This is a genomic window from Klebsiella sp. JN_Kp122, assembly GCF_040062085.1.
GTDB classification, from domain to species: Bacteria; Pseudomonadota; Gammaproteobacteria; order Enterobacterales; family Enterobacteriaceae; genus Klebsiella; species Klebsiella aerogenes.
Window position 1 is genome coordinate 573,656 of record NZ_JBEAHW010000001.1, and the last position, 23,327, is coordinate 596,982.

Below are 23,327 nucleotides of genomic sequence, written 5' to 3' on the forward strand. Positions count from 1 at the left end.
ATGACCGCCGTTTACTTCCCGGCAAGGGCACTCATTTCGGCGCGTAATTCGCTGGACAGAGCTGGATCTTTAAGGATTCTCTCAAGCTCTTTTCTGAAAGTAGCGTTATCTAGCAGGTTCGATTTGAGATCGCGTAATAAATTACGCATCGCCAGCATGGCGCGAAGTTGAGGGATTTGCCGGGCAACCTGTTCGGGCTCAAAGTCTTTTATATCGGAAAAACGCAGTTTAACATTGTCTTCTGAGTTATCACTGGCCAGAGTATTCTCAACGGTGAGATTGATCTCTGGGTTAAATTCAGAAAGTACGCTATTAAAATTATTCTTATTGATATCTATTTTCTGGCGCTCGGCCAATGGTCGATGCTCTTTTCCATTACTGAAATCACCAACGGTGAGCAATTTAAGCGGTAGTTCAACCTTCTTCTGCGCCCCCCCGGTATGTAAGGATAATTTTAAATTAATACGTGCCTTCGGCACCTCATTCTGGAATGAATCAGCCATAGCGGTCCCTTTTCCTTAAGGAATGATTGTGGAGTAAATTTCGTTTTATTCACAACGTTATGTTTAAAGAAACCAGGGCAATATATCAACCAGCAGATACGAAGATCCAGAGATAACGAGTCATTTAATTGGCATAGATCAATATCGCTGGCAAGCAATAATTTCAACCAATAACTCATGCAACCTCAACACGACAACCAATATGTAATTTACTCAATCACAGATGGAAACTATTTAAATATTATAAATTCAACTTTCAGAGTCGACATAAACTCATTCCTTTTAATAAAGGAATTATTAAAAGGAACTATTAATATAGAAGTTAATAAAATAGCGTTCTGGGCGCCAAAAACTACCAGACTGGCATAGGCCAGTCTGGTATTCCCGTAAACACATTCTCTCAGAACCAGGCCTCAAACATACCGCCGATGTTCAGCGAATCCAACCGCTCGTCGCTGGTGCCGTCTACTTTCGCGGTGTGCTCGTTATTCACCTGGCCGCCGGTCACATAGAAGCGCAGCATCGGGCGGAACTCCGGACCCATGCCGATGGCGATGTTCTGCGACAGCGTCAGCTTCCAGCCGTGGTTATCCCCGCCCTGGTCGTAGTCAACGCGCTGGTAGCCCGCTTCCAGCCAGGTCGAGTGCACATCGTTCCAGAAGTACATTGGCCGGACGATCGCGCCGTAGTTTTTACGGTTGTCGGTATTATCCTTGCCGTTGTCGTAGTCGTGGAAGGCCAGCAGATACTCGATCTGCGCCTGCTGAGTGAACTTATGGCTGCCCTCGAAGCTGGCGTAGACCGTGGTCAGGTCGTCGGTTTTGTTGTAGACGCTGTTATCCGAGTTGTCGGAGTAGCGCAGGATCACTTTGTTCACCCCGCTGTCGTTGGTGTGGCTCAGCACCAGCCCGCCCTGCCAGGCATCGAGGCGCGCGTCGCTGTCCACCGCTTTTGAGTCAAAGCCGTAGTTGGCGTACACCTCGACGTCGATCGGCCCGGCCTTGATGTTGTGGGTTTTGGTGGTCAGCGCGTAGTGACCGTTATCGCCGGTATCCGAGCTGCCGGTACAGGTGATGCGCGACGGGTTGGTCTCATCGGCCATCACTTCCGGGCTACAGGATTTCACCTGCGACACCGTCGCCACGTCGAACTGCACGCCGCCGATATCGAAGTTCTTCACCCCCGCGCCCTGACCGTCGTGGTTCATCCAGAAGTAGTCGTTGATCCCCTGTTGCGGGCGCTGGTGGAAATCGCGGCCGGCCCAGATATAGGCGTTGGGGTTGGATTCGAGGACGTTGGTGACGCCGACGTAGGCTTTTTTCAGGTTAACCTCGTCGCTCCAGTGGTCAAACATGACGTTGAGATCCCAGATGGCTCCCTGCGCGCTTTTGAATGCTTTGCTGATCTGGAATTCGCCTCCGTTGCTTTCGTTACCGAGACGGCCAATCGCCGAGGCGCCGTTATAGGAGCCGTCGACGCCGACATATTTCTGGTCGCCGGTCTGGAAATGGGCGCCATAGCGGGCGTAGCCGCTAAATTTCAGGCCGAAAGGGATCGCCATATCCGGCGAAGCGGCGGTGGTCTGCGGGTTGGTCATCACGTCGACCTTTTTATCGGCCGCGGCATCAATTTTAGCCTGGCGGTCGGCCAGCGCTTTATCAACCGCTTTGGCGACGATGGCGTCGATCTGTTCCTGGGTAAATTCTTGGGCTATTACAGAGGTAAACGGAGAAAACGCGGCGATAACCGCCATAGTTAATGGAAGCTTTCTAATCATTGTCATCATTATCTCAATAGAGGTTAATTTTATTCAGACAATAACAAACTTACTCTGGCTACGCAGAATATGTCGCTACTGTGAGAACAATTTATTTTTATTTTGTACCATTACAGAGGTTTTAAACTAGTATCGTAATTCTTTCTCCACAATCGAAATTAATGATTAGCGCTGATAGAAAATCATCGCCACAGTGATTCTGCCGCGTGGGCATCATTATATGGTGAGTAAAACCCTTGATAGTTATCCGCCTAAACTAAGATGGCATAATACCTCCGACATTGGTGAATGTAAGAAATGTAACAACTATGACACATCCTGTATTCTATAAACCGGTTGCTCAATTACGATATTTCACTCAGCGATTGAGAAAACACTCAAATGTGAGCCACCTCGCAAATATTACTTTCAAATATTTAATGCGAGAAAATCCATATAGAGTACATAGATTGTGTCAAGTGGCTATTGCTCTGAGGATCACAGAAGTAAAAAAACATAATTAATTAATTTAAAAACGTAATAGATTCTTCGAGATCATTTGTGTCAGAAAGTGTTTCACACTCACACAACAAACCGGAGTCTGCTCAGAATGGGTAAAAAAATAATGCAAAGTCGCAATGATGAATATCATAAGTTAACTCGTGGGGAACGTATTGGCTACGGGATGGGCGATTTTGCGCAAAACCTGGTTTTCGGCACAATAGGCGGCTTTCTTGCTCTACATATGTTGACGGTGAATACGATCAGTACGGCCACTGCGGGGTTCATTTTTCTTTTCGTACGAATAATCAATGTGTTTTGGGATCCGATGGTTGGAACCTATGTAGACAAAAGAACGTCAGTCGCGGGTAAATACCGTCCCTGGCTGTTAAGAGCCGGCGTGCCGCTGGTGATCCTTTCCGCTTTGCTTTTTGCTCCCATTCCTGGCGTGAGAGGTTCCGTACCGTTCGCCTTTATCATTTATTTAGCGCTGGATTTAGTTTACTCCCTGGTGAATATCCCTTATGGTTCTCTTAATGCCTCACTGACAAGAGATCCGGAATCTATTGATAAATTAACCAGTACGCGAATGATGCTGGCTAATAGCGCCAATCTTCTGGTGTATACCCTTTTTCCGATGTTCGTGCAAATGGCCTCACCAAAAGACCGTAGCCTGAAGGATACCGGTTTTTTTGGCATAGAACTCAATCTGGGAAACTATACCGATCCATCAGCAAATTACGCCTGGTTCGGCGTCTACTCCGTGTATATGTTATTAGGTGCGGTGGCACTTTTCATTTGCTATAAATTCACTAAAGAACGCGTTGTTGCGACCGCGGAACAGACCGCCAACGTTAAAACAACCGATCTGTTCCTTGAACTTAAAAATAATCGTCCACTCGTCATTCTTGGATTGTTTTTCATGCTGGCCTTTACCTTCATGTTCTTTATGAACACGGTTAACGGCTTTTTCAATCAGTATGTTGTTGGTCACTCCGAATGGATGGGCGCCGTTGGGCTGGTCGCCTCTATACCCGGCATTGCGTTCCCCATATTTTGGCCAAAACTAAAAAAGATTTTTGGTAAAAAAGGCTTCTTCCACATTTTCCTGGGAATGTTTATTGCTGGTGAATTATTAACTTACGTCTGGTCGCGTGAAGGCATGCACGATGCGCTGTGGCTTGCTTACATCGCCACATTCATTAAACAGTGGGGCTTAACCTCAGCCACCGGATTTATGTGGGCGCTGGTTCCTGAAGTTATTGCTTATGGTGAATTAAAGTCTGGTAAGCGAAATGCAGCAATTATTAATGCCATTATGGGCCTGTTTTTCAAGATTGGCTTTACCATTGGCGGCGCCATTCCTCTGTGGCTGCTGGCCGTCTATGGATTTAATGAAACCGGCGCGCAGCAAAGCGCGAACGCTATCGATGGGATTATGATGACAGCGGTCTGGATCCCCATCGCCTTAGCGATTGTAGCAATGATCGTCATGCAAATTTATCCCATCTCAGACAAACACGTCAGCGACATTAACCGCCAGCTTGATGAGATTCGGGTGTAAATCCAATACAGAGTAAACTTTAAATTTATAAAGGTGTAATAATATGTCCCTTATCCAAAACCCTATATTACGTGGTTTTAATGCCGACCCCAGCATTATCCGTGTTGAGGACACCTACTATATCGCCAACTCGACATTTGAGTGGTTTCCTGGCGTTCGTTTACATGAATCAAAAGATCTGAAGCACTGGAATCTTCTGCCGTCGCCATTGTCAACCACTACCCTCTTAGATATGAAGGGGAATCCGTCTTCAGGCGGTATTTGGGCTCCGGCGCTCTCTTATGCGGATGGTAAATTCTGGTTAGTGTATACCGATGTGAAAGTCACCGAAGGTGCCTTTAAAGACATGACAAACTACCTGACCACCGCAACAGATATTCGCGGCCCGTGGAGTGCGCCGATAAAACTGAATGGCGTGGGTTTCGATGCTTCACTTTTCCATGACGATGATGGCCGTAAATATATTGTGCAACAGACGTGGGATCATCGGGAGTACCACCATCCTTTTGATGGGATTACCTTAACAGAGCTTGATACAACAACTTTAAAATTAATGCCGGAAACCGCACGGACCATCTATCGCGGTACCGCAGTAGCGCTCGTTGAGGGGCCGCATCTCTATAAACTGAACGGTTATTACTATCTCTTTGCCGCTCAAGGGGGGACGGTATTTACTCATCAGGAGGTGGTGGCCCGTTCCACCACTTTAAATGCCGACAGCTTTGAAACCGAGCCTGGAGAAGTATTCTTAACTAACGTTGATACCCCTGACAGCTATATCCAGAAGCAAGGACACGGCGCTTTGGTTTCGACGCCCGAAGGCGAATGGTATTATGCTTCGCTGTGCGCTCGTCCGTGGAATCGTCCCGGAGAATCAATCTATGATCCTCGCGGCTGGTCCACGCTTGGCCGGGAAACGGCTATCCAAAAAGTGTACTGGGATGACGATGGTTGGCCGCGCATTGTGGGCGGTCACGGCGGTAAAACGTTTGTTGAGGGTCCAAAAGACGCCATTTATACTGAAAGCGCGAAAGATAATAGCCAGCACGATGAATTTACTACGCCAACGCTTAATCTCAACTGGAATACACTGCGGGTACCGTTTACCGAAAAGATGGGTACCACAGGCGACGGAAAGCTTACCTTAATCGGCCAGGGATCATTAGCGAATACGCATGATTTGTCGCTTATTGCTCGCCGCTGGCAAGCCTTTTACTTTAATGCTGAAGTTAAAGTCGCTTTTAATCCTTTCAGCTACCAACAAATGGCCGGATTAACCAATTACTACAACGACCGTCACTGGAGTTTTGCTTTTGTAACCTGGAATGAAATTAACGGCAGAGTCATCGAGGTTGCCGAAAACAATCGTGGAAAATATACTTCGTACCTGAAAGATAACGCGATTAATATTCCTGACGACGTCGAATACGTGTGGTTACGGACAAAAGTCAGGAAGCAGACCTATAGCTATGAGTATAGTTTTGACGGCGCCGAGTTTATTGAAATCCCGGTAGTTTTCGATGCCGCCGTCCTTTCCGATGACTATGTCCTGCAGAGCTATGGCGGTTTCTTTACCGGAGCATTTGTCGGTCTTGCGGCAGTGGACTACTCCGGCTACGGCGCCTGTGCTGATTTTTATGATTTCGATTATCAAGAGCTTGGCGACTCGTTAATTGGCACGGATGTTTATAGTTGGGAGGCTGGCGAGCTACGTGCTGATTAGTTTGATGAACGTCTTTTATAGTCAACCTGGCGCATATTAACCCGGTAAGAAGAAAGCGAAGATCTGTGGATTGGCAATGTTTATATCAGGACGGTGGGTTCCCCCACCGTCTCGTTATGACTTTTTTACTGCTTTTTAACGCCCAGACAACCACGTACAAATTCCGGATTAAAATGTTTCACCGCTTCACCCACATAGCCTAAATCCAGTGCACTAATTTGCGCCATTTCGCTATCGGTTAGGGAGAAATCCCAAAGATCAAAGTTTTCTGCAATACGTTCCTGCCGGGTGGATTTAGGAATTACCGTGACGCCGCGCTGCACGTTCCAGCGCAGAATAACCTGGGCGATGGTTTTTTGATGGGCAGCGGCAATCCCCTGCAGCATTTCATTTTCATACGGTTTATGTCTCCCGCCGCCTAACGGCGCCCAGGCTTCGGGCTGAACGTTATAGCGCTTCATGGTTTCCAGCGCGGAGGATTGCGCAAAGTAAGGATGTAATTCGACCTGGTTCACCATGGGCTTAATTCTGACGGTTTCACAGAAATTAACTAACACGTGAGCGTAGAAGTTGGACACGCCGATGGCTTTCAGTTTACCGGCTTCATAAGCCTCTTCCAGCGCGCGCCAGGCGCTGAAATAATCGCCCATGGCCTGATGCAATAAATAGAGATCAAAATACTCCAGGCCCGATTTTTTCAGCGACGCTTCAATACCGGCTTTAGCCACATCGCCGTTGGCCATGTCCTGAACCCACAGTTTCGACGTGATAAATAACTCCTCACGGGTACACAACCCTTCAGCGATGGCCTCGCGAACCGCGTCACCCACGGCATCTTCATTGGCGTAGATGGCAGCGGTATCAATCAGGCGATAACCGGTACGAATAGCGCATAATACCGACTGCTTACACTCTTCTTTATCGGTAACCTTAAACACGCCAAAGCCGACCATCGGCATTCTGAGGTTGTTACTTAATACTGAATATTTCACGGCAAGGCCCCTGTCATGTTAAAACACCATTTTAGGCCGGAAACACCACCATGATTAGTCTGTCATTTCTGATTTGACCTATGCAGCGAATTCATAAATACAGGCAGGTTGATTGGCGCAACGCTACAGAGCGGCGAACGTATTGAATTAATGCCGGATATGGAAACGACGAGTAAGAGTGAACCACAAAATATTGCTGCTTTTTACACTCATGCTCTTCACCCAAGGTTAATCGTCAGGGCCGTAATTGATTATTAGATAGCCTTTTTAAGTAATTCTGATAACATGCCTGTAAAAAATGGGCCACCATGGCGACCCATTTTTTACTCGTGGCGATAAGAACAGAATGCAGAAATAATATATGTCGCGATAATAATAACATTCATTGTGAACGCGACATCATGTTACGGCATGCCATTATGAATATATCTAACTAATCTTAATATCATCGAAGTTGATATCTTCCTCTTCTTGATCGTTATTGATAACAACATCGCGAGGAACATCTTTTTTGATGACAGCATAAATGGTTGCTGTTACTAATATATTAACTATCAATGCCATAATACCTGCCATGGGATTTGACATTGTTGGGAGCATCAATACCCCGCCAAAAGGTACAGTTGCATCCGCACCATACACCATGGTGATTGCACCACCACAAGCACCGCCGATTGCCGCTGCTGCAATACCGCGAACGATATCATTCATCACTATAGGGATAGACCCTTCAACAATATTCACTACCCCCATAGGAACCGCCGACTTTAACATTTCGATTTCTTCGTTATTATAGATATTTTTGCGAAGCAGTTTGGCGATAAAAAATGCAAGCCCAAAACCGATAGGTGTTGCCGTGTTGACTAACTGAAGGGCCGTAACTGGCTCATTTATACCCTGTGCCTGGAGAGTTAAGACGAATGCAAAGCACGTTTTATTGATCGGCCCACCAAAGTCAACGATACACAACGCCCCAATAACAGCACCTAATACTAAATTAGATGAAGTTCCCATACTTCTCAGGAACGATGTGAGTGCATCGGTAAAAATACCAATAGGCGTGCCGATGATATAGACCATGAGCAGAGCACTGAAAATGGATGCAAAAAATGGCACAATCAATGTCGGCATTAAACCCCGGGCCCAGCCAGGAACCTTCACATTTTTAATGATAGCAAGAGCAATATACCCGGAAATGTAGCCACCGATCATGCCCCCGATAAAACCCGCACCAATAGCATTAGCGGCCAGACCGACAACAAAACCAGGGGCAATACCGGGCTTACCTGCGATCGAACCGGAAATTCCGATAGCAATAACAACGGGCAATAGTCCGAGCGCCTTAGCTCCCATGGTAGCGAAAGCCTGCCACAGATCAAATTGACCCGATACTAAAGTGTCCTGAACCGTCCCGCCAAAACCCATACCGATGGCAATAATAAACCCAGCACCACAGACAATCGGAATCAAGAATGAGATGGCAGTCAGCAGATGACCTTTAGGGTTTGCTGCTTTCCATATTTCTTTTATATTCATAAATTACGCCCTTTATTTTATATAGGATACGCATAGGTAGGTGTTATGAATTGACTAATTCACCAAGCTTTTCAATAAGCTTATTTGGTGATTTAACTGCCATTTCCGTTGGTACTTTGACGACTTTCTTTCCGGCAAACCTTTCTTCACCTGAAACTTTAACATCGGCGGCTAACAGAACAATGTCGGCTTGTGCAATTTCTTCAGCGGTCAAGGCATTCTCGATACCTATAGTGCCTTGCGTTTCGATTTTGACATTGTGACCGGCCTTTTTTGCTGCTATTTCAATTTTCTTTTGCGCAATATAAGTGTGTGCAATACCTACAGTGCAGGCTGTAATTCCAACAATATTCATAACTATTCTCCAGGGTTAATTGTTTTCGATGCTATGATAATTAAATTAAGCGCTGACACCTTCAGCATTTAAAAGATCAATGATTTTCTGCGGGGAATCTTCCATCAGTAATTTTCCTACTATCTCTTCATCGGCAAGTGAACCTGAAACCTGGGATAATAATCGGATGTGGGTGGTATTTTGATCCTCCAGGCATACAGCAAATAAAATAATACAACGAACGTCACTACCATCCATAGTTTCCCAAGGGATATGATGTTGGGTTCGTCCAATGGCCAATGCTGTACGGGCTACGCCTGAGGATTTACCATGAGGGATCGCTATATGATTTTCGAATCCAGTGGAGCCCTGTTCTTCGCGTAACCAAACATCTTGCAGAAAAATATCTTTATTAATAACAGCTCCATCACGTACTAATAAGTCGGCTAATTCTTCAATTGCTTCTTCCTTACTCTTAGCCATCATGTTTAATTTAATATTTTTTACGTTCAGTACACTCGAAATGTCCATAAGTTACCTTCGTTAACATAAATAATCATCTGTAATCAGCGATACCAGCTTCTGCCACCACGTAGTCTGCCAAACCCGTCGGGGCCGGACAGCATAATAGATAGCATCCGCAAGCGTACGACGAGGCGTCGCAAGCGAACTCCAGATATAAAAAGGGTTACAGCGCTCTCAACCATATAAATCTAACGCGAAGGCAAAGAGACAGACCGGTTAAATAGACTCTTTGCACTGCGCAATGGCTCAATACGGCTGAGCGCGCTGCAATTTTCAGGCAGCGATTTCGCGTTGATAGATATCGACCATTTTATCCCATGCATCGCTGACATTATCCGCCAGGGAGAACAGGCCCGAGGTTCCCACAATAAAGACGTCAACGCCCGATTGGGAGATAACATTAAAAGTTTTCTCGTTACAGGAGCCATCAATTTCGGTCAGATAGTGGTAACCATGCGCTTCGCGCATCGCGATCAGCTGTTTAATTTTATTGAGCGATTCCGGGATAAATTTCTGACCTGCGTAGCCCGGATCAACCGACATGACGGTCACTTTATCCAGCAGGTGCGCGTACTCTTTAATAGCATCCGCCGGAGTAGCTGGGTTCAACACTACGCCGCAGCGACGACCCGCGTCTTTAATCTGGTTCAACAGCCGGAATATTTTGTTATTCGCCGTCTCAGGGTGGAAGCTGATAATATCGGCCCCGACATCAATACACATTGGAATTATATCTTCCGGGTGATTCACCATCAGATGTACGTCGATCGGCACATCGGTAATTTTTTTCAGGTTTTCGATAAAAAACGGTGATAGCGTAATATTCTTCACATAGTTACCGTCCATAATATCGACGTGATAAAAATCAGCCCGACCGTTCATTGCCGTAATTTGCTCTCTGAACTGCGTTAAATCCATACACATTAACGAGGGCGAAAATTTAGCTGCCATACCTCACCTCTATAAAATTAGTTAGTTAAACAGTGACACGACATGCCCAAGAATGATGCCAACAACGCCAAAGTCCGCATCGCCAAAGGTGGTGGATGCAAAGCCAAGGTCGCCCATCAGGGGCAGCAAAATCGCGGGCAAAAAAGAAATCAACAGACCGTGAGCGAATGCCCCCACCACCGCGCCGCGACGACCGCCGCAGATGTTGCCGTAAACGCCCGCCGTCGCGCCGCAGAAGAAGTGCGGCACCAGGCCGGGAACAATGACGCTCAGGCCAAGCAGCGGACACAGGAACATACTCACCAGACCAGCGGCAAAACTTGACAGGAAGCCGACGATCACCGCGTTCGGGGCGAACGGAAAGACGGTTGGACAGTCGAGCGCCGGTTTCGCGTCTTTCACCAGCTTGTCGGCGATGCCTTTAAAGGCCGGAACAATTTCGGCAATAATCATGCGAACACCCGCAAGGATGATCCACACGCCTGCCGCGAAGGTCAGCGACTGGATAATGGCGAAGATGATAAAGTTCTGACCACCACTGATGCTGGTCTCAACAAACTCTTTACCTGCGACCAGTACCAGAATCAGGAACAGAATCATCATCGTCAGCGAGATAGCTACCGAGGAGTCACGCAGGAAGTTCAGCGTTTTCGGCACCTTCAGCTCTTCAATCGACGGGCTGCCTTTACCGATCGCTTTTCCCACCAGCGCCGACAGCAGATACCCGGTTGAACCAAAGTGGCCCAGCGCCAGGTCATCAGTGCCGGTAATTTTGCGGGTAAATGGCTGCAGAATAGCCGGAGAGACCACCATCATGATGCCGAGGATTACCGCCCCCACCAGTACCACCCAGAACGGCGACAGACCGCCGACAGAGAGAATGACAGCCAGCATCGCCGACATATACAGCGTGTGGTGGCCTGTCAGGAAGATGTATTTCAGCGGCGTAATGCGGGCAAGAACAATGTTAAACAACATCCCCAGCACCATGATCATGGCTGTCGCAGTACCGTAGTTTTTCTGCGCCAGCGCCGCCATGGCGTCAGTATTGGGGACAACACCCTGAATATGGAAGGAGTGCTCAAACAGCTGGCTAAACGTCGTTAACGTCGTGGCGACAATCGCCGCCCCGGATGTTAATATCACAAACCCCATAATGGTTTTGAGGGTTCCGGAAATAACGTCGGAAACTGCTTTTTTCTGCAATAATAAGCCGATCAGGGAAAACAAACCGACCAGTATTGCTGGTGTGCCCAACACATCATGAATAATAAACTGCAGCATAGAATGACTCCGTAAGGCCGCAAATAATTAATCAGAGATTCTCGGAAAGAATTTCTTTGATTTTATTGTTATCCAGCAGGTTAGATAAACCAAAAACCTGGGCAGAATGGCTGGACAGATGTTCAGCTATATCCCTGGCGCTAAGAATAATATCGGCAGTTTCGCTTTTTGCTGAAGTCAGATCGGTATGGGAAACCTCTGCTTCTTTATTTAACTCTGTAATGATTTTTTTCACGTTCATTTCAACGATAAAGCTACTACCTAAACCGTTACCGCAAACAATCAGAACCTTTTTCATCTCTACCTCACTATCCATTGATAACGGCTTGAATTTTCGTCATTGATGAGGCTTTCAGCAGTGCTGAGAGTCGTTCATCATCGCTAAAAATGTCCGCCAGGGCTGTAATCATGTTGATGTGTTCATCTCCCGAAAGCGCACACAGCATAATCACGACGTAAATAGGGTCATTCTCTTCCGAGCCAAAAGAAACGCCTTTTTTAATATGCAAAAGCGATAAACCATTTTTAATTGCACCTTGCTCCGGGCGAGCATGAGGCATCGCCAGACCAGGCGCTAAAACATAATAGGGACCAATTTTTTCATGGCTGTTAAAAATGGCCTGAATATAATTTTCAGTAATCGCCTCTTTCACCAATAAGGGTTGAGCCGATAACGTAATTGCCTGTTTCCAGTCACTGACTGAATCCACAATCTGGATATTTTCCGTTGGTAACCAGGTCGTGATCATAAATTCCCCGATAGCATTGAAAGTGAGCCTACTATAGTGGAATCTCTTCGCGGCTTACCGTGATCTTCATCTCAAAGTTAGCGCTAACATGGCAACAATGTTAAAATTCTTGTTACCGCTAACTTTGTTATCCATACTTATCATTACTTTGCAGTTGGGCAATGCGTAAAATGCCAAACATCATTTACAATGGCTGCCCAGTCAGGCGAAAGGAGGACACCAGTGCAGACGTTAGAAGCGGACGATAGCGCGAGAGAAAAACGCAGGAAAAACACCGGTAAAATTACGCTTGCTGAAGTGGCAAAACTGGTCGGCGTGAGCACGATGACCGTGTCACGCGCGTTACGCATGCCTGAAAAAGTGAATCCTGAACTGCGTACACGCATTGAAGCCGCAGTAAGCGAGCTGGGCTATGTGCCAAATCTGCAGGCCCGCAACCTTGCCTCTGCTGACTCCAGTCTGGTGATGGGCGTGGTTCCCTCTTTTTCCTCCCCGGGCTTTCTTGCCGTCTCCGAAACACTACAGACCGTGCTCACGACCCAGGGCTATAGCATGATGTTTATCGAGTCCGGTCAGGGTGGACAGAGTGAAGAAAAAGCTTTTGCGCAAATGCTCGCTTACAACCCGGCTGCGATTGTTCAATTCAATATTGATAACATCAGCAGTTGTTCGCAAATGATAAGTAACACCGGCGTGCCGGTGGTTGAGATTGGCGCCATCAATCGCGATGCGAGCTGGGTCAGCATTGGCGTTGACTATGCCGCAGCCATCAAAAAGTTGGTCACATCGCTTGTACAGACCGGATATAAAAATATCGGCCTGCTTTGCACGGCTTCCAATAACATTATGTTTCGCCAGGTACTAAGCGGTTGGAACAGCGCGATGCTCTCCGTTAACCACTCCCCGCATCGCGTGGTTACCTCTCATCTGCCGGCAGGCATTACGACCGGCCTGAACCTGCTCGGCGATATTCGTATCACCTGGCCTGAGCTTGATGCGCTGATTTGCACATCCGATGAAATCGCCTGCGGTTGCATTATGGCCTGCCATGGCGCGGGGCAAAAAGTGCCCGACTCTCTGGCACTGGCAAGCCTGAGCGGGGGGACTCTTGCCGCCGTTTGCTCACCGGCGCTGACTGCCGTCGAATTCCCCTGGAGTGAAACGGGAACCCTCGCAGGACAAACATTGCTTGAGCTACTGGCGGGTAATTCGACGGATAAATTCATTGAATTACCTTCAGCGTTACAAGTTCGCGCCAGCACCAGGAAGCAGTAGCGTTGGCGACATATTTATTGATTTGTTATCCCACCGAATACGGCAGGATAACTATGCGTTAGAAAAGTGATGCTTTCTGCTGTGGCGGGTAATGGTCAGAAGGAGAAACTGGCGCTGTAAGCCGCGCCAGTTCTGAGGTTAGCGATGGTTGCCTGACGCCATCAGGCAACCGCTACTGATTAATGCTTCACAATATACATCGTGCGGCTGTAGGCCACGTCTTCCGGATTGGTGATCGGGTATCCTTTTAACCACGGCTTGATCAGGCGGCCGTTGGTATACTGATATATCGGCGCAATAGGCGCTTTGGCCATGATGATTTTCTCTGCCGCATTGTAATCATCGTTACGCGCTTTTTCCGAGGTTTCCTGCGCCGCCTGGGTGAGGATCTTATCGTATGCCGGATCGTTAAAGCGCGAAATATTACCGCTATGGGTCGATGTGAGCAGTGACAGGAAAGTCGACGGCTCGTTGTAATCCCCTACCCACGATGCGCGGATAACGTCGAAATTACCGGTATTACGACTATCGATGTAGGTCTTCCACTCCTGGTTTTGCAGTTTCACGTCGACACCGAGGTTTTTCTTCCACATCGACGCCACGGCGATGGCGATCTTCTGGTGATTTTCCGACGTGTTGTACAGCAGCGTCAGCTTCAGCGGACGGTCCGGGCCATATCCTGCCGCCGATAGCAGCGCTTTAGCCTGGGCATTAAGCTCGGCCTGGCTCATGCTTTCAAACTGCGAAGGCTGCGGAGTAAAGCCTGCGGTGACGTCAGGGGTGAACCGCCAGGCCGGTTTCTCACCGGTGCCGAGGATTTTCTCCGCCATAATCCGCCGGTCGATGGTCATGCTTAACGCCAGACGCACGCGCTCATCGGCGGTTGGCCCTTTCTGGGTATTGAAAGCGTAATAATAGGTACCTAACTGCGGCGGCGTGTAGACCTGTCCGGGAATATCCTTCAGTAGCTTCTGATACATATTTTTCGGGAAGGATTCGGTGATATCAATATCACCCGCCAGATAACGTTTGGTCGCCGAAGATTCCTGGTTAATCGGCACGAAAGTCACCTGCTTAATCACCGTTTTGGCGTTATCCCAGTATTGTGTATTCGGCACGACAACCAGCTTCTCATTCACCACCCGGTCTTTCAGCACATAGGCACCGTTGCCGATAAGGCTGCCCGGGCGCGTCCAGTTAGCGCCGCTTTCGACGTTAGCTTTCTGCACCGGGTAGAACGCAAAGCTGGCGGTCAGGTTGCTGAACCACGGCAGCGGTTTATCCAGCTGCACGCGCAGCGTGTGGGCATCGACCGCCGTCACCCCAAGGGTGTCCGGCGCTGCTTTACCATCAATAATATTTTGCGCATTACTGATACCCGCCAAGGCGGCGAACCAGGCAAATGGCGAGGTGGTTTTCGGATCCACCAGCCGCTGCCAGCTATAGACGAAATCCTGCGCCGTCACCGGGGTGCCGTCGGACCAGCGCGCGTTATCACGCAGGGTAAAGGTCCAGACGCGGTTATCGTTGCTCTGCCAGCGGGTCGCCACGCCAGGGATGATATTGCCCTTCGCGTCCTGGTTCACCAGCCCTTCGAACAGATCGCGGATAACCTGAATTTCCGGCAGGCCGACGGCTTTAGCGGGATCTAATGAAGCGGGCTCGTCTTTTATATGGCGTACCAGCTGCTGTTTTTCAGCTAATACGGTTCCCGGAGGCACGTCCGCCGCCCAGGCAAGAGAAGAAACGCTGGCTAACCACAGCGCGCCGCATGTCAATGTGACAGGATACTTCATGAGATCCCCTTTTAAATGAACAAACCAGTGCTGGCAGAGCGATAATTATTTGTTTCCCCACCTGAAATTGCAAACGGCTTATGATAGAAAATTGACATGACGAGTTTTTTCGCCAGAGAGGGAAAGCGTTTGATTCCGGGACGCTTTTCTACAACACTGCTAACAATAACCTGATGACAGGATACCCTATGCCCGTTTCACGCCCTCGTCCCCTGCGCGGCGCTTTCCCGCCAGGCACGCAACGTTATGGCCAGTCGCATCTCGGCGCGCCGCTGCTGTGGTTCCCCGCTCCGCTGGCAGATAGCCGCAGCGGTCTGATTATCGCCGGCACGCACGGCGACGAAAACTCGTCGATCGTCACCCTCTCCTGCGCGTTGCGCACGCTTAAACCGGAGTTGCGTCGCCATCACGTGGTATTAACGGTCAACCCTGACGGCTGTCAGCTAGGGTTACGCGCCAACGCCCGCGGTATCGATCTCAACCGTAATTTCCCGGCCGCTAACTGGAAGGCGGGAGAAACGGTGTATCGCTGGAATAGTGCAGCCGAAGAGCGTGATGTGGTTCTGCTAACCGGTGAAAAACCCGGTTCGGAGCCCGAAACCCAGGCGCTGTGCCAGCTGATCCACCAGATCCATCCGGCGTGGGTAGTCTCCTTCCACGATCCGCTGGCCTGCATTGAGGACCCCGGCCACAGCGAGCTGGGACAATGGCTCGCCGGGGCCTTTAATTTACCGCTGGTGGGCAGCGTCGGTTACGAAACGCCGGGCTCTTTTGGCAGTTGGTGCGCCGATATCGGCCTGCCGTGCATTACCGCCGAATTTCCGCCGGTCTCCGCCGACGAAGCGACAGAAAAGTACCTCGCGGCGATGACAGATTTACTACACTGGCACACTCACAGATGAAGCATGCCGGTTCTGAACTGCAGCGCCGGTTCCACATCTACCGCCAGCCAGGTCGGGCCATCGAGATCCGCAAAACGGGCCAGCGGCGCCAGCGGCAGCGCGGCGGAAATGGCCCGTGAAGTACAAAGCATACAGCCCAGCATCCTCTTATAACCCAGCCGTTCAGCCTCCTGCGCCAACAGCAATGCCTCGGTCAGACCACCGGTTTTATCCAACTTAATGTTGACCATTTCGTAGCGACCCTGCAGCGCCGGTAGGCTTTCCCGCGTATGACAGCTCTCATCGGCGCAGATCGGCAGCGGATGAATGAAGTTTTCCAACGCCTCATCCGCGCCGGCCGGTAACGGCTGCTCCAGCATCGCCACGCCGAGATCGGCCAAAAGCTGACAGCGCGCCGCCAGACCTTCGCCACGCCACGCTTCGTTAGCATCAACGATCAACGTCGCCTGCGTCACCGCGTCGCGAATAGCAACCAGCCGCTCGCTAATCAAATGATCGTCGAGCTTGACCTTCAGCAGCCGCGCGCCTTTCTCCCACAGCGCGGCGGCGCTGGCCGCCATCTGTTCCGGCGTGCCGATTACCACGGTTTGCGCCGTCACGACTTCGCGCGGCAGATTGACGCCAAGCAGCTGCGGCAACGTTTTCCCCGCGCGGCGCGCCTCCAGATCCCACAACGCGCAGTCGACGGCGTTGCGCGCGGCCCCAGCCGGCAGTAGCTGTTGCACTTGCTCGCGGGTAGCGCCGCGCTCAAGCTGCTCGCCGATCGCCATAATCTGCGCCATCACCGAGGCGATGCTTTCCCCGTAGCGCGGATAAGGCGTACATTCTCCGGCCCCTTTTACCCCATCCTCTTCTATTTCCACCACCACGACTTTGGCCTCGCTGCGGCTGCCGCGAGAGATAACAAACGGCGTGTGAAGCGGCCATGATTCTTCAAAAACTCGAAGGTTGCGCATTCCCTGGGCCTCTTAGGTAAATGTTAAATAGAGTTTGCCGTGTTGCTGGCTGATGTCATACACTAACTACGACGTTAACTATATGTAAACAGGAAGATAACCATGTCGCAAACCGTACATTTCCAGGGTAACCCAGTGTCCGTTCAGGGCTCCATTCCGCAGGCTGGCGCGAAGGCGCAGCCGTTTACGCTGGTCGCCAAAGATCTCTCTGACGTCACGCTGAGCCAATACGCTGGTAAACGTAAAGTACTGAATATTTTCCCAAGCATCGATACCGGCGTCTGCGCGGCATCGGTTCGCAAATTCAACCAACTGGCTTCTGAGCTGAACAACACCGTGGTGCTGTGCATCTCCGCTGACCTGCCGTTCGCGCAGTCCCGTTTCTGCGGCGCAGAGGGCCTGAGCAATGTGGTCACCCTGTCCACCCTGCGCGCGCCGCAGTTCCTGGCAGATTATGGCGTTGCTATCTCCGCAGGCCCGCTGGCTGGTCTGGCTGCACGCGCAGTCGTTGTTATCGATGAAAACGACCAGGTGGTATACAGCCAGCTGGTTAACGAAATCACCGAAGAGCCGGATTACGATGCGGCGCTGGCTGCGCTGAAAGCGTAATCGCTTCCCTTCTGTTATCATGCCTCCTTCAACGGGGGCTTTTTTCTTTGCGCGGCGCATAGCGCGAAATTAACCGCGCGGTGGCCGGGCCGGTGAGCAATATGGTAAACAGGCGCAGCGTTTGCATCGCCATGATAAAAGACATATCCGCCCGGGTACCGACGGCGATTATCGCCACCGTATCCAGACCACCGGGGCTGGTCGCCAGATAGGCGGTGAGAAAATCCAGCGGCAGCAGATGCGTTAACGCTAAAGCCATCAGCGCGCACAGCGCGATCAAACCGAGGATAGCGGCGATGATTTGCGGTAGCGTCTTCAGCGCCAGCATAAAAATCTCGCGATTAAACTGCAGGCCAACCGTCCAGCCGAGCGCGGTATAAGCCAGCACCAGTAACCATTCCGGTAGCTCCAGCAACAGCACGCCTTCACCCTGCGCCAGCGCACCGGCCAGCATCGGTAACAACATTGCCCCGGAAGGGATGCGTAAACGTAACCCCAACCAACCGGCGACCGCAGTCAATAGCAACGTTAACGGTAGATTAAAAGTCAGCGGCGGGAACCAAACGATCTGCTGGGTCATCTCCTGCGCCTCGCCGCCGAGCGCGAAACGCACCACCATTACCGCCGCGCCGACCACGAACAGTACCCGCAGATACTGCATCAGAGCAACCAGACGAACGTCGGCGCCATACTCTTGCGCCATCACCACCATCGCCGAAGCGCCGCCCGGCGAGCTTCCCCATGCGCCGGTTGCTCCGGGTAGCGAGCTGTAACGCACCAGCAGCCAGCCGGTCAGCGCGCTGATAGCCAGAGTGGAAAGAAGGATAATCAACACCAGCGCCCAGTTGGCGGCCAGAACGGCGAAAATAGACGGGGTTAGCGCGCGGGCGATCATACAACCGATGATAGCCTGAGCGGAGATGAAGAATGGACGAGGGAGACGAATCGTGGCGCCGCGCAGACTAAGGGTAATTCCGGCGATAAGCGGGCCAAGCAGCGGCGCAGCGGGAAGATGAAGCCGGAACAGCACAAAGGAGAGCACGGCGGAGAGTGCCAGTAATATCATCCACTGAGGCCAATCCCGTTGCTTCGCCAACCGTCACCTTCCCGGAAAAAGAAAAATAAAATAAGTATATACAGAGATATCGCTGAAAAAACGCTGAAAATCGCGGCCGCGCCGAGCCGGCCGCACCGGTGATTTATTCTTCGCCTTTCTTCTGGCTCAGACCATACTCGCGCAGCTTGTTAGCAATCGCGGTATGCGAAACGCCGAGACGTTTGGCTAATTTACGCGTGCTGGGGAAGCTGCGATATAACTGAGTCAATACCGAACGCTCAAAGCGGCGGGTAATATCGTCGAGCGATCCTTCCATCGCCTCTTCACCCACCGGCAGCGACGACACATCGTGATCTGGCAGCAGGATGTCCTGCGGGCGCAGTTCGAAGCCCTCGAGCTGGGTTAACGCGCGGTATACTGCGTTTTTCAACTGACGCACGTTGCCCGGCCAGCTATAGCGGGTCAATACGGTATTAAGGTCAGCAGAGAGTTTTGGCCGCGGGATACCCTGCTCATCGGCAAAGCGCGCGACGAACAGTTCGGTCAACGGCATGATGTCCTGCGGACAATCGCGCAGCGGCGGCAGGTTCAGCGTCAGCACATTCAGACGATAATAAAGATCTTCGCGGAAGAGTCCTTTTTGCACCAGCTCGACGAGATTTTTTTGCGTCGCGCAGATAACCCGGACATCGACATGCACTTCGTGATCTTCACCGACGCGACGGAAGGTCCCGTCGTTGAGAAAGCGCAACAGCTTCGTTTGCATGCCAGGCGACATTTCGCCGATCTCATCCAGCAGCACAGAGCCGCCGTTGGCCTGCTCAAAGAAACCTTTTTTCCCCTGCGACGCATCGCCGAATAGCTCGCTCTCTACCGCGTTTTCCGGAATCGAACCGCAGTTCAACGCCAGATAAGGTTTGCTCGCGCGCGGGCTGGCCAGATGGCAGGCATGGGCCAGCAGATCTTTACCGGTACCCGTATCGCCGACAATCAGCAACGGGGCGCTGAGCATCGCCAGCTTGCGGGCCTGTTCAACGACGTGGCGCATTTTCGGGCCAACGGCGAGGATCTGGCTAAAGGCGCTGGTATCCTGGGTCGTCAGCGTTTGCAGTTGACGCCCCATACGTACGGTGGAGCGCAACATCACCACGGCGCCGGTCAGCACACGCTCGGCGTGTTCGCCTTCCAGATACACCGGTGTCACTTCCAGCATAAAGTTTTGGCCATTAACGACCACATGCTCGGTATGCGACTCCAGCGGGTTGCCTTCCAGCCAGCGCTGCAGGTTGAAATCAGTAATGAGCTGCGCCACCGGATGGCTGCGTAAGCGTGCCTGAGTTTGACCAAACAGCTGGCAGCTGGCCGGGTTGGCAAGCTCTACTTTGCCTTTGGCATCCAGCGACAGCACCGGTTCCGGCATTGCCACCAGCAACGCGCTCAGCGCCAGATGTTCCCGCTCTGACGGCATCCACGCCACGGTGCGGACATCGGTTACGCCGGAGATACGGCGGATTTCCGCCATTAAACTGCTGAAACTGGAGAACTCCAGTTCGGCGAAATTAAGGTAGATTCGGCCAATCGGGTCGATATCGATACCGCGCAGATCAATACCGCGCAGCACCAGCAAATCGAGTAATTCACGGGTCAGACCAAGACGGTCCTGACAAAAGACTTCCAGACGCATAGGAGTTTTCACCCTAAAAAGGCCAATGACGGATGAATGATAGGACAGATATGGGCTTACGTGAAGATAGCTGTCAACAATTATTGACAGTATGACGGAAAAATGGGCTTTATGCCGTAAAGTTATGCGGGCATAAGCAAAAATGACCGAACGTGCGTTCGGCCATTTATCGGGTAAAGCATGTTAGCGATGGAAGGCCGGCATCAACGCGCGGTTATGTGCAATCACTTCATTCAACGCCAGCTCCAACTTCTCGCCACTGACGATCAGCGGATTAAGCACCAACGCGCGCCAGGCGGTATGCCGATTTCCGGTTATTGCCGCCTCAATAGTCAACTGTTCAAAGGATTTCATCAGTTGCAGCAGGCGCAGCGTATCTTCCGGGAACGGCGCGACGTTGAGCGGCTGCGGCCCGGAAGCGGTGATCAGTGAACTCACTTCGACGGCACAGTCATCAGGGAGAGCGTTAATCGCGCCGTTATTGCGGGTATTGACGTGCATGATAATGCGCTTATCGTTATGGATAGCGTTCATTAATTCGCAGGCCGCTTCGGAATAATATTGCCCGCCTCTTCCCTCCAGCGCTTTCGGTTTCACCGCCAGATTGGGATCGCTATACTGCGCGAACAACTGCTTCTCCAGCATTTTGACCACTTCGCCGCGGGTGCCTTCGCCATCCGCCTCCGCCAGTTCCTGGCGCAGTAAATCGTCTTTCATGTAGTAGTAGCGCAGATAGGCGCAGGGGATCATCCCTAATCCCTGCAGCAAATGCGGCGGCCAGCGGAATGGCGGGATATTACGAGGGACCAGCGGATCCCGCCCGGCGTTAATCTGCGCAATTACCTGCGGCAGCCACTCTTTACCTTTATGCAGAATCTGGCGCACAAAGATAAAGTGGTTGAGCCCGGCGACCTGCATAATGAAGTCGTTTTCATCGGCGCATTCCAGCAGTTCCGCCACCCCTTTTTGCATAATCACCGGCACGTTGCACAGGCCGACGGTTTTGATTTTGCTATGGCGCAAAATAGCCTCAGTCACCATCCCCGATGGGTTGGTAAAATTCAGCAGCCAGGCATCCGGACACAGCCGTTCCATATCGGCGGCAATCTCCAGCGCGACGGGAATCGTCCGGCAGGCGTTCGCGAAACCGCCGAGACCATTGGTTTCCTGGCCAATAAGGCCGTATTTCAGCGAGATACGTTCATCGCTAATGCGAGCATCCAGGCAACCGGCGCGAAACTGGGAGCAAACAAAATCGGCATCGCGTAGCGCTCGCTCACGGTCAAGGGTCGCGACCACCTCAATGGCCAGTCCGGCTTTGGCAATCATACGCCGCGCCAGCCCGGCAATAATCTCGACCTTTTCTTTGCCTTCTTCAATGTCGACCAGCCACAGCGAAGCGACCGGCATCTCATGGTGGCGTTTAAGCAAACCTTCAATGAGCTCCGGGGTGTAGCTGGAACCGCCGCCAATCACAACAATTTTGAGTCCTGACATGGTATGCCTCTGTTCAGTTAAGTTATAACTATTTAAAATCGGCGAAACTGGCGGAACAAACGAAATTTATAGCCTCATGCATGAACCAGATTAATGCATAACGGAGTATGACCATGCTTGAACAGCAAAGCATTCTCGCCCTGCTGCAAACCTTTGAGGTCACGGCGCGCCATCTGAGCTTTACCCTCGCCGCTCATGAAATGAACCTGACCCAGGGTGCCGTCAGCCACCGGATCCGCAAGCTGGAAATGCATATCGGTTTTCGTTTGTTTATTCGCCTGACGCGTAAACTGGCGCTGACGGAAGAAGGTAAACGACTGCTGGCGACGCTAAGCCACTCGCTGCGGGCGATTAACGATGAAATTGAAGATATTCGCGAACAGGATCTGCGCGGCACGCTGCATATCGGTATTGCGCCGACGCTGGCGCATCTCTGGTTAATGCCGCGCCTGCCCCGCTTTCAAGCCCAGTGGCCGGCTTTAAACCTGCAGTTTCGCGTGCGCGCGGGGGTGATGGATTTTAACGAGGAGCGGGTGGATCTGGCGATTTACTACGGCGCGAGCCGCTATCCTGACCTGTACCAGCAGCGGTTAATGGGTGAAAGCCTGTTACCGGTCTGCTCGCCGACATATCGCCAGCAGCAGCAACCGCTTAGCCCCAGCGCCTCTGCGGCGATCGTCTGGATCCATGCCTCTGAATCCACCGATGTACAGGATCAGTTCGCCGAATGGCGGTTATGGTGCCAGCAAAGCGGATACTCTCTACCCTTTGACGGGCGTTATTATGCGGTGAACAATCATTCCATCGCCATTGAAATGGCAATAAATGGGTTAGGCGTGGTGATGGGACGCAAAACGTTGATCCAGCCGCTGCTTGCCGCAGGCAAGCTGGTGGCGCTGAGTGAACAAGAAGTGATGTCGCCGTTTGGCTATGATCTGATTTGCCCGCAAGAAAACCGTTCTCGCCCGCGTTTTCGCGCCTTCAGTGAGTGGCTGGCAATGGAATGCGGTTAGTCGTTGGCTGCGTTTACATAGAAACTGTTATCGGTTTACCACTTTTTTAAGGGGTTTTCCCGGAGGCGGCGCGTTGCGCCTTCTCCGGGCTACCAAATCGCAAAGCGCTGTAGCCCCGGT

Annotated in this window: 21 protein-coding genes and 1 pseudogene; 6 read left to right on the forward strand and 16 right to left on the reverse strand. The window is 51.0% G+C overall.

Features of this window, described 5'->3' with window-relative positions; translation table 11 throughout:
- Positions 1 to 11: 11 nt before the first annotated feature.
- Positions 12 to 503, reverse strand: a complete 492-nt coding sequence (tssB, locus tag ABLU78_RS02795; protein ID WP_045363134.1) for a type VI secretion system contractile sheath small subunit — start codon at positions 501 to 503, stop codon at positions 12 to 14.
- Positions 504 to 903: 400 nt separating this feature from the next.
- On the reverse strand, positions 904 to 2,286 hold the full coding sequence (locus ABLU78_RS02800) for a carbohydrate porin (protein ID WP_048228820.1): 1,383 nt from the start codon (positions 2,284 to 2,286) through the stop codon (positions 904 to 906).
- Positions 2,287 to 2,884: 598 nt separating this feature from the next.
- Here ABLU78_RS02800 and ABLU78_RS02805 point away from each other — a divergent pair.
- Together ABLU78_RS02805 and ABLU78_RS02810 are read left to right on the forward strand one after the other, a co-directional pair.
- Positions 2,885 to 4,324, forward strand: a complete 1,440-nt coding sequence (locus ABLU78_RS02805) for an MFS transporter (RefSeq protein WP_162182290.1) — start codon at positions 2,885 to 2,887, stop codon at positions 4,322 to 4,324.
- Positions 4,325 to 4,367: 43 nt separating this feature from the next.
- Positions 4,368 to 6,047, forward strand: coding sequence for a glycoside hydrolase family 43 protein (locus tag ABLU78_RS02810; RefSeq protein WP_042892635.1), 1,680 nt, complete (start codon positions 4,368 to 4,370; stop codon positions 6,045 to 6,047).
- A gap of 125 nt (positions 6,048 to 6,172) precedes the next feature.
- Here ABLU78_RS02810 and ABLU78_RS02815 read toward each other — a convergent pair whose 3' ends face one another.
- From ABLU78_RS02815 to ABLU78_RS02850, 8 genes are all read right to left on the reverse strand, one after another.
- Positions 6,173 to 7,039: an aldo/keto reductase gene (locus ABLU78_RS02815; protein WP_045387602.1), complete on the reverse strand. Its 867-nt coding sequence runs from the start codon at positions 7,037 to 7,039 to the stop codon at positions 6,173 to 6,175.
- 429 nt (positions 7,040 to 7,468) lie between these two features.
- On the reverse strand, positions 7,469 to 8,575 hold the full coding sequence (locus ABLU78_RS02820) for a PTS fructose transporter subunit IIC (protein WP_015366291.1): 1,107 nt from the start codon (positions 8,573 to 8,575) through the stop codon (positions 7,469 to 7,471).
- 43 nt (positions 8,576 to 8,618) lie between these two features.
- The gene (locus ABLU78_RS02825; protein ID WP_001028229.1) at positions 8,619 to 8,930 is read right to left on the reverse strand and encodes a PTS fructose transporter subunit IIB; all 312 of its coding nucleotides are present in this window, start codon (positions 8,928 to 8,930) and stop codon (positions 8,619 to 8,621) included.
- 45 nt (positions 8,931 to 8,975) lie between these two features.
- Positions 8,976 to 9,440 carry a PTS sugar transporter subunit IIA gene (locus tag ABLU78_RS02830; protein WP_032708259.1) on the reverse strand — a complete coding sequence of 155 codons (465 nt, stop codon included), beginning with the start codon at positions 9,438 to 9,440 and terminating at the stop codon, positions 8,976 to 8,978.
- Between the two features lie 267 nt (positions 9,441 to 9,707).
- Positions 9,708 to 10,385 (reverse strand): D-allulose 6-phosphate 3-epimerase, encoded by a 678-nt coding sequence (gene alsE, locus ABLU78_RS02835; protein ID WP_048228821.1) that lies wholly within the window; start codon positions 10,383 to 10,385, stop codon positions 9,708 to 9,710.
- Between the two features lie 21 nt (positions 10,386 to 10,406).
- Complete coding sequence (locus ABLU78_RS02840) at positions 10,407 to 11,669, reverse strand: PTS ascorbate transporter subunit IIC (protein WP_015366288.1); 1,263 nt, start codon at positions 11,667 to 11,669, stop codon at positions 10,407 to 10,409.
- Positions 11,670 to 11,700: 31 nt separating this feature from the next.
- Entirely contained in the window at positions 11,701 to 11,967 is a 267-nt protein-coding gene (locus tag ABLU78_RS02845) for a PTS sugar transporter subunit IIB (protein ID WP_015366287.1), read from the reverse strand.
- A 10-nt stretch (positions 11,968 to 11,977) separates the two neighbouring features.
- On the reverse strand, positions 11,978 to 12,418 hold the full coding sequence (locus ABLU78_RS02850; protein WP_048228822.1) for a PTS sugar transporter subunit IIA: 441 nt from the start codon (positions 12,416 to 12,418) through the stop codon (positions 11,978 to 11,980).
- A 222-nt stretch (positions 12,419 to 12,640) separates the two neighbouring features.
- On the opposite strand from ABLU78_RS02850, the gene ABLU78_RS02855 reads away from it, so the two are divergent.
- Positions 12,641 to 13,693, forward strand: coding sequence for a LacI family DNA-binding transcriptional regulator (locus ABLU78_RS02855; RefSeq protein ID WP_015366285.1), 1,053 nt, complete (start codon positions 12,641 to 12,643; stop codon positions 13,691 to 13,693).
- A gap of 179 nt (positions 13,694 to 13,872) precedes the next feature.
- Here ABLU78_RS02855 and ABLU78_RS02860 read toward each other — a convergent pair whose 3' ends face one another.
- Positions 13,873 to 15,489 carry an ABC transporter substrate-binding protein gene (locus ABLU78_RS02860; RefSeq protein WP_020078609.1) on the reverse strand — a complete coding sequence of 539 codons (1,617 nt, stop codon included), beginning with the start codon at positions 15,487 to 15,489 and terminating at the stop codon, positions 13,873 to 13,875.
- A 35-nt stretch (positions 15,490 to 15,524) separates the two neighbouring features.
- Positions 15,525 to 15,587 (reverse strand): annotated as a pseudogene (locus ABLU78_RS02865) (hypothetical protein); the annotation flags it as partial.
- Between the two features lie 90 nt (positions 15,588 to 15,677).
- On the opposite strand from ABLU78_RS02865, the gene mpaA reads away from it, so the two are divergent.
- Positions 15,678 to 16,391 (forward strand): murein tripeptide amidase MpaA, encoded by a 714-nt coding sequence (gene mpaA / locus ABLU78_RS02870; RefSeq protein WP_015366282.1) that lies wholly within the window; start codon positions 15,678 to 15,680, stop codon positions 16,389 to 16,391.
- Here mpaA and ycjG read toward each other — a convergent pair.
- A complete protein-coding gene (gene ycjG / locus ABLU78_RS02875; protein WP_048228823.1) occupies positions 16,382 to 17,347 on the reverse strand; it encodes an L-Ala-D/L-Glu epimerase in 966 nt (321 codons plus the stop codon). The genes mpaA and ycjG overlap by 10 nt on opposite strands.
- Positions 17,348 to 17,449: 102 nt before the next feature.
- On the opposite strand from ycjG, the gene tpx reads away from it, so the two are divergent.
- Complete coding sequence (gene tpx / locus ABLU78_RS02880; RefSeq protein WP_015366280.1) at positions 17,450 to 17,956, forward strand: thiol peroxidase; 507 nt, start codon at positions 17,450 to 17,452, stop codon at positions 17,954 to 17,956.
- A 28-nt stretch (positions 17,957 to 17,984) separates the two neighbouring features.
- Here tpx and ABLU78_RS02885 read toward each other — a convergent pair whose 3' ends face one another.
- The 3 genes from ABLU78_RS02885 to ABLU78_RS02895 all read right to left on the reverse strand — a co-directional run bounded on the left by ABLU78_RS02885 (position 17,985) and on the right by ABLU78_RS02895 (position 22,194).
- Positions 17,985 to 19,022 (reverse strand): AbrB family transcriptional regulator, encoded by a 1,038-nt coding sequence (locus tag ABLU78_RS02885; RefSeq protein ID WP_074166584.1) that lies wholly within the window; start codon positions 19,020 to 19,022, stop codon positions 17,985 to 17,987.
- Positions 19,023 to 19,155: 133 nt separating this feature from the next.
- Entirely contained in the window at positions 19,156 to 20,697 is a 1,542-nt protein-coding gene (gene tyrR / locus ABLU78_RS02890; protein ID WP_048228825.1) for a transcriptional regulator TyrR, read from the reverse strand.
- A 183-nt stretch (positions 20,698 to 20,880) separates the two neighbouring features.
- Positions 20,881 to 22,194, reverse strand: coding sequence for a 6-phospho-beta-glucosidase (locus ABLU78_RS02895; protein ID WP_048228826.1), 1,314 nt, complete (start codon positions 22,192 to 22,194; stop codon positions 20,881 to 20,883).
- Positions 22,195 to 22,307: 113 nt separating this feature from the next.
- Between ABLU78_RS02895 and ABLU78_RS02900 the strand changes: the two genes are divergently transcribed.
- Positions 22,308 to 23,207, forward strand: a complete 900-nt coding sequence (locus tag ABLU78_RS02900; RefSeq protein ID WP_048228827.1) for a LysR substrate-binding domain-containing protein — start codon at positions 22,308 to 22,310, stop codon at positions 23,205 to 23,207.
- Positions 23,208 to 23,327 lie beyond the last annotated feature (120 nt).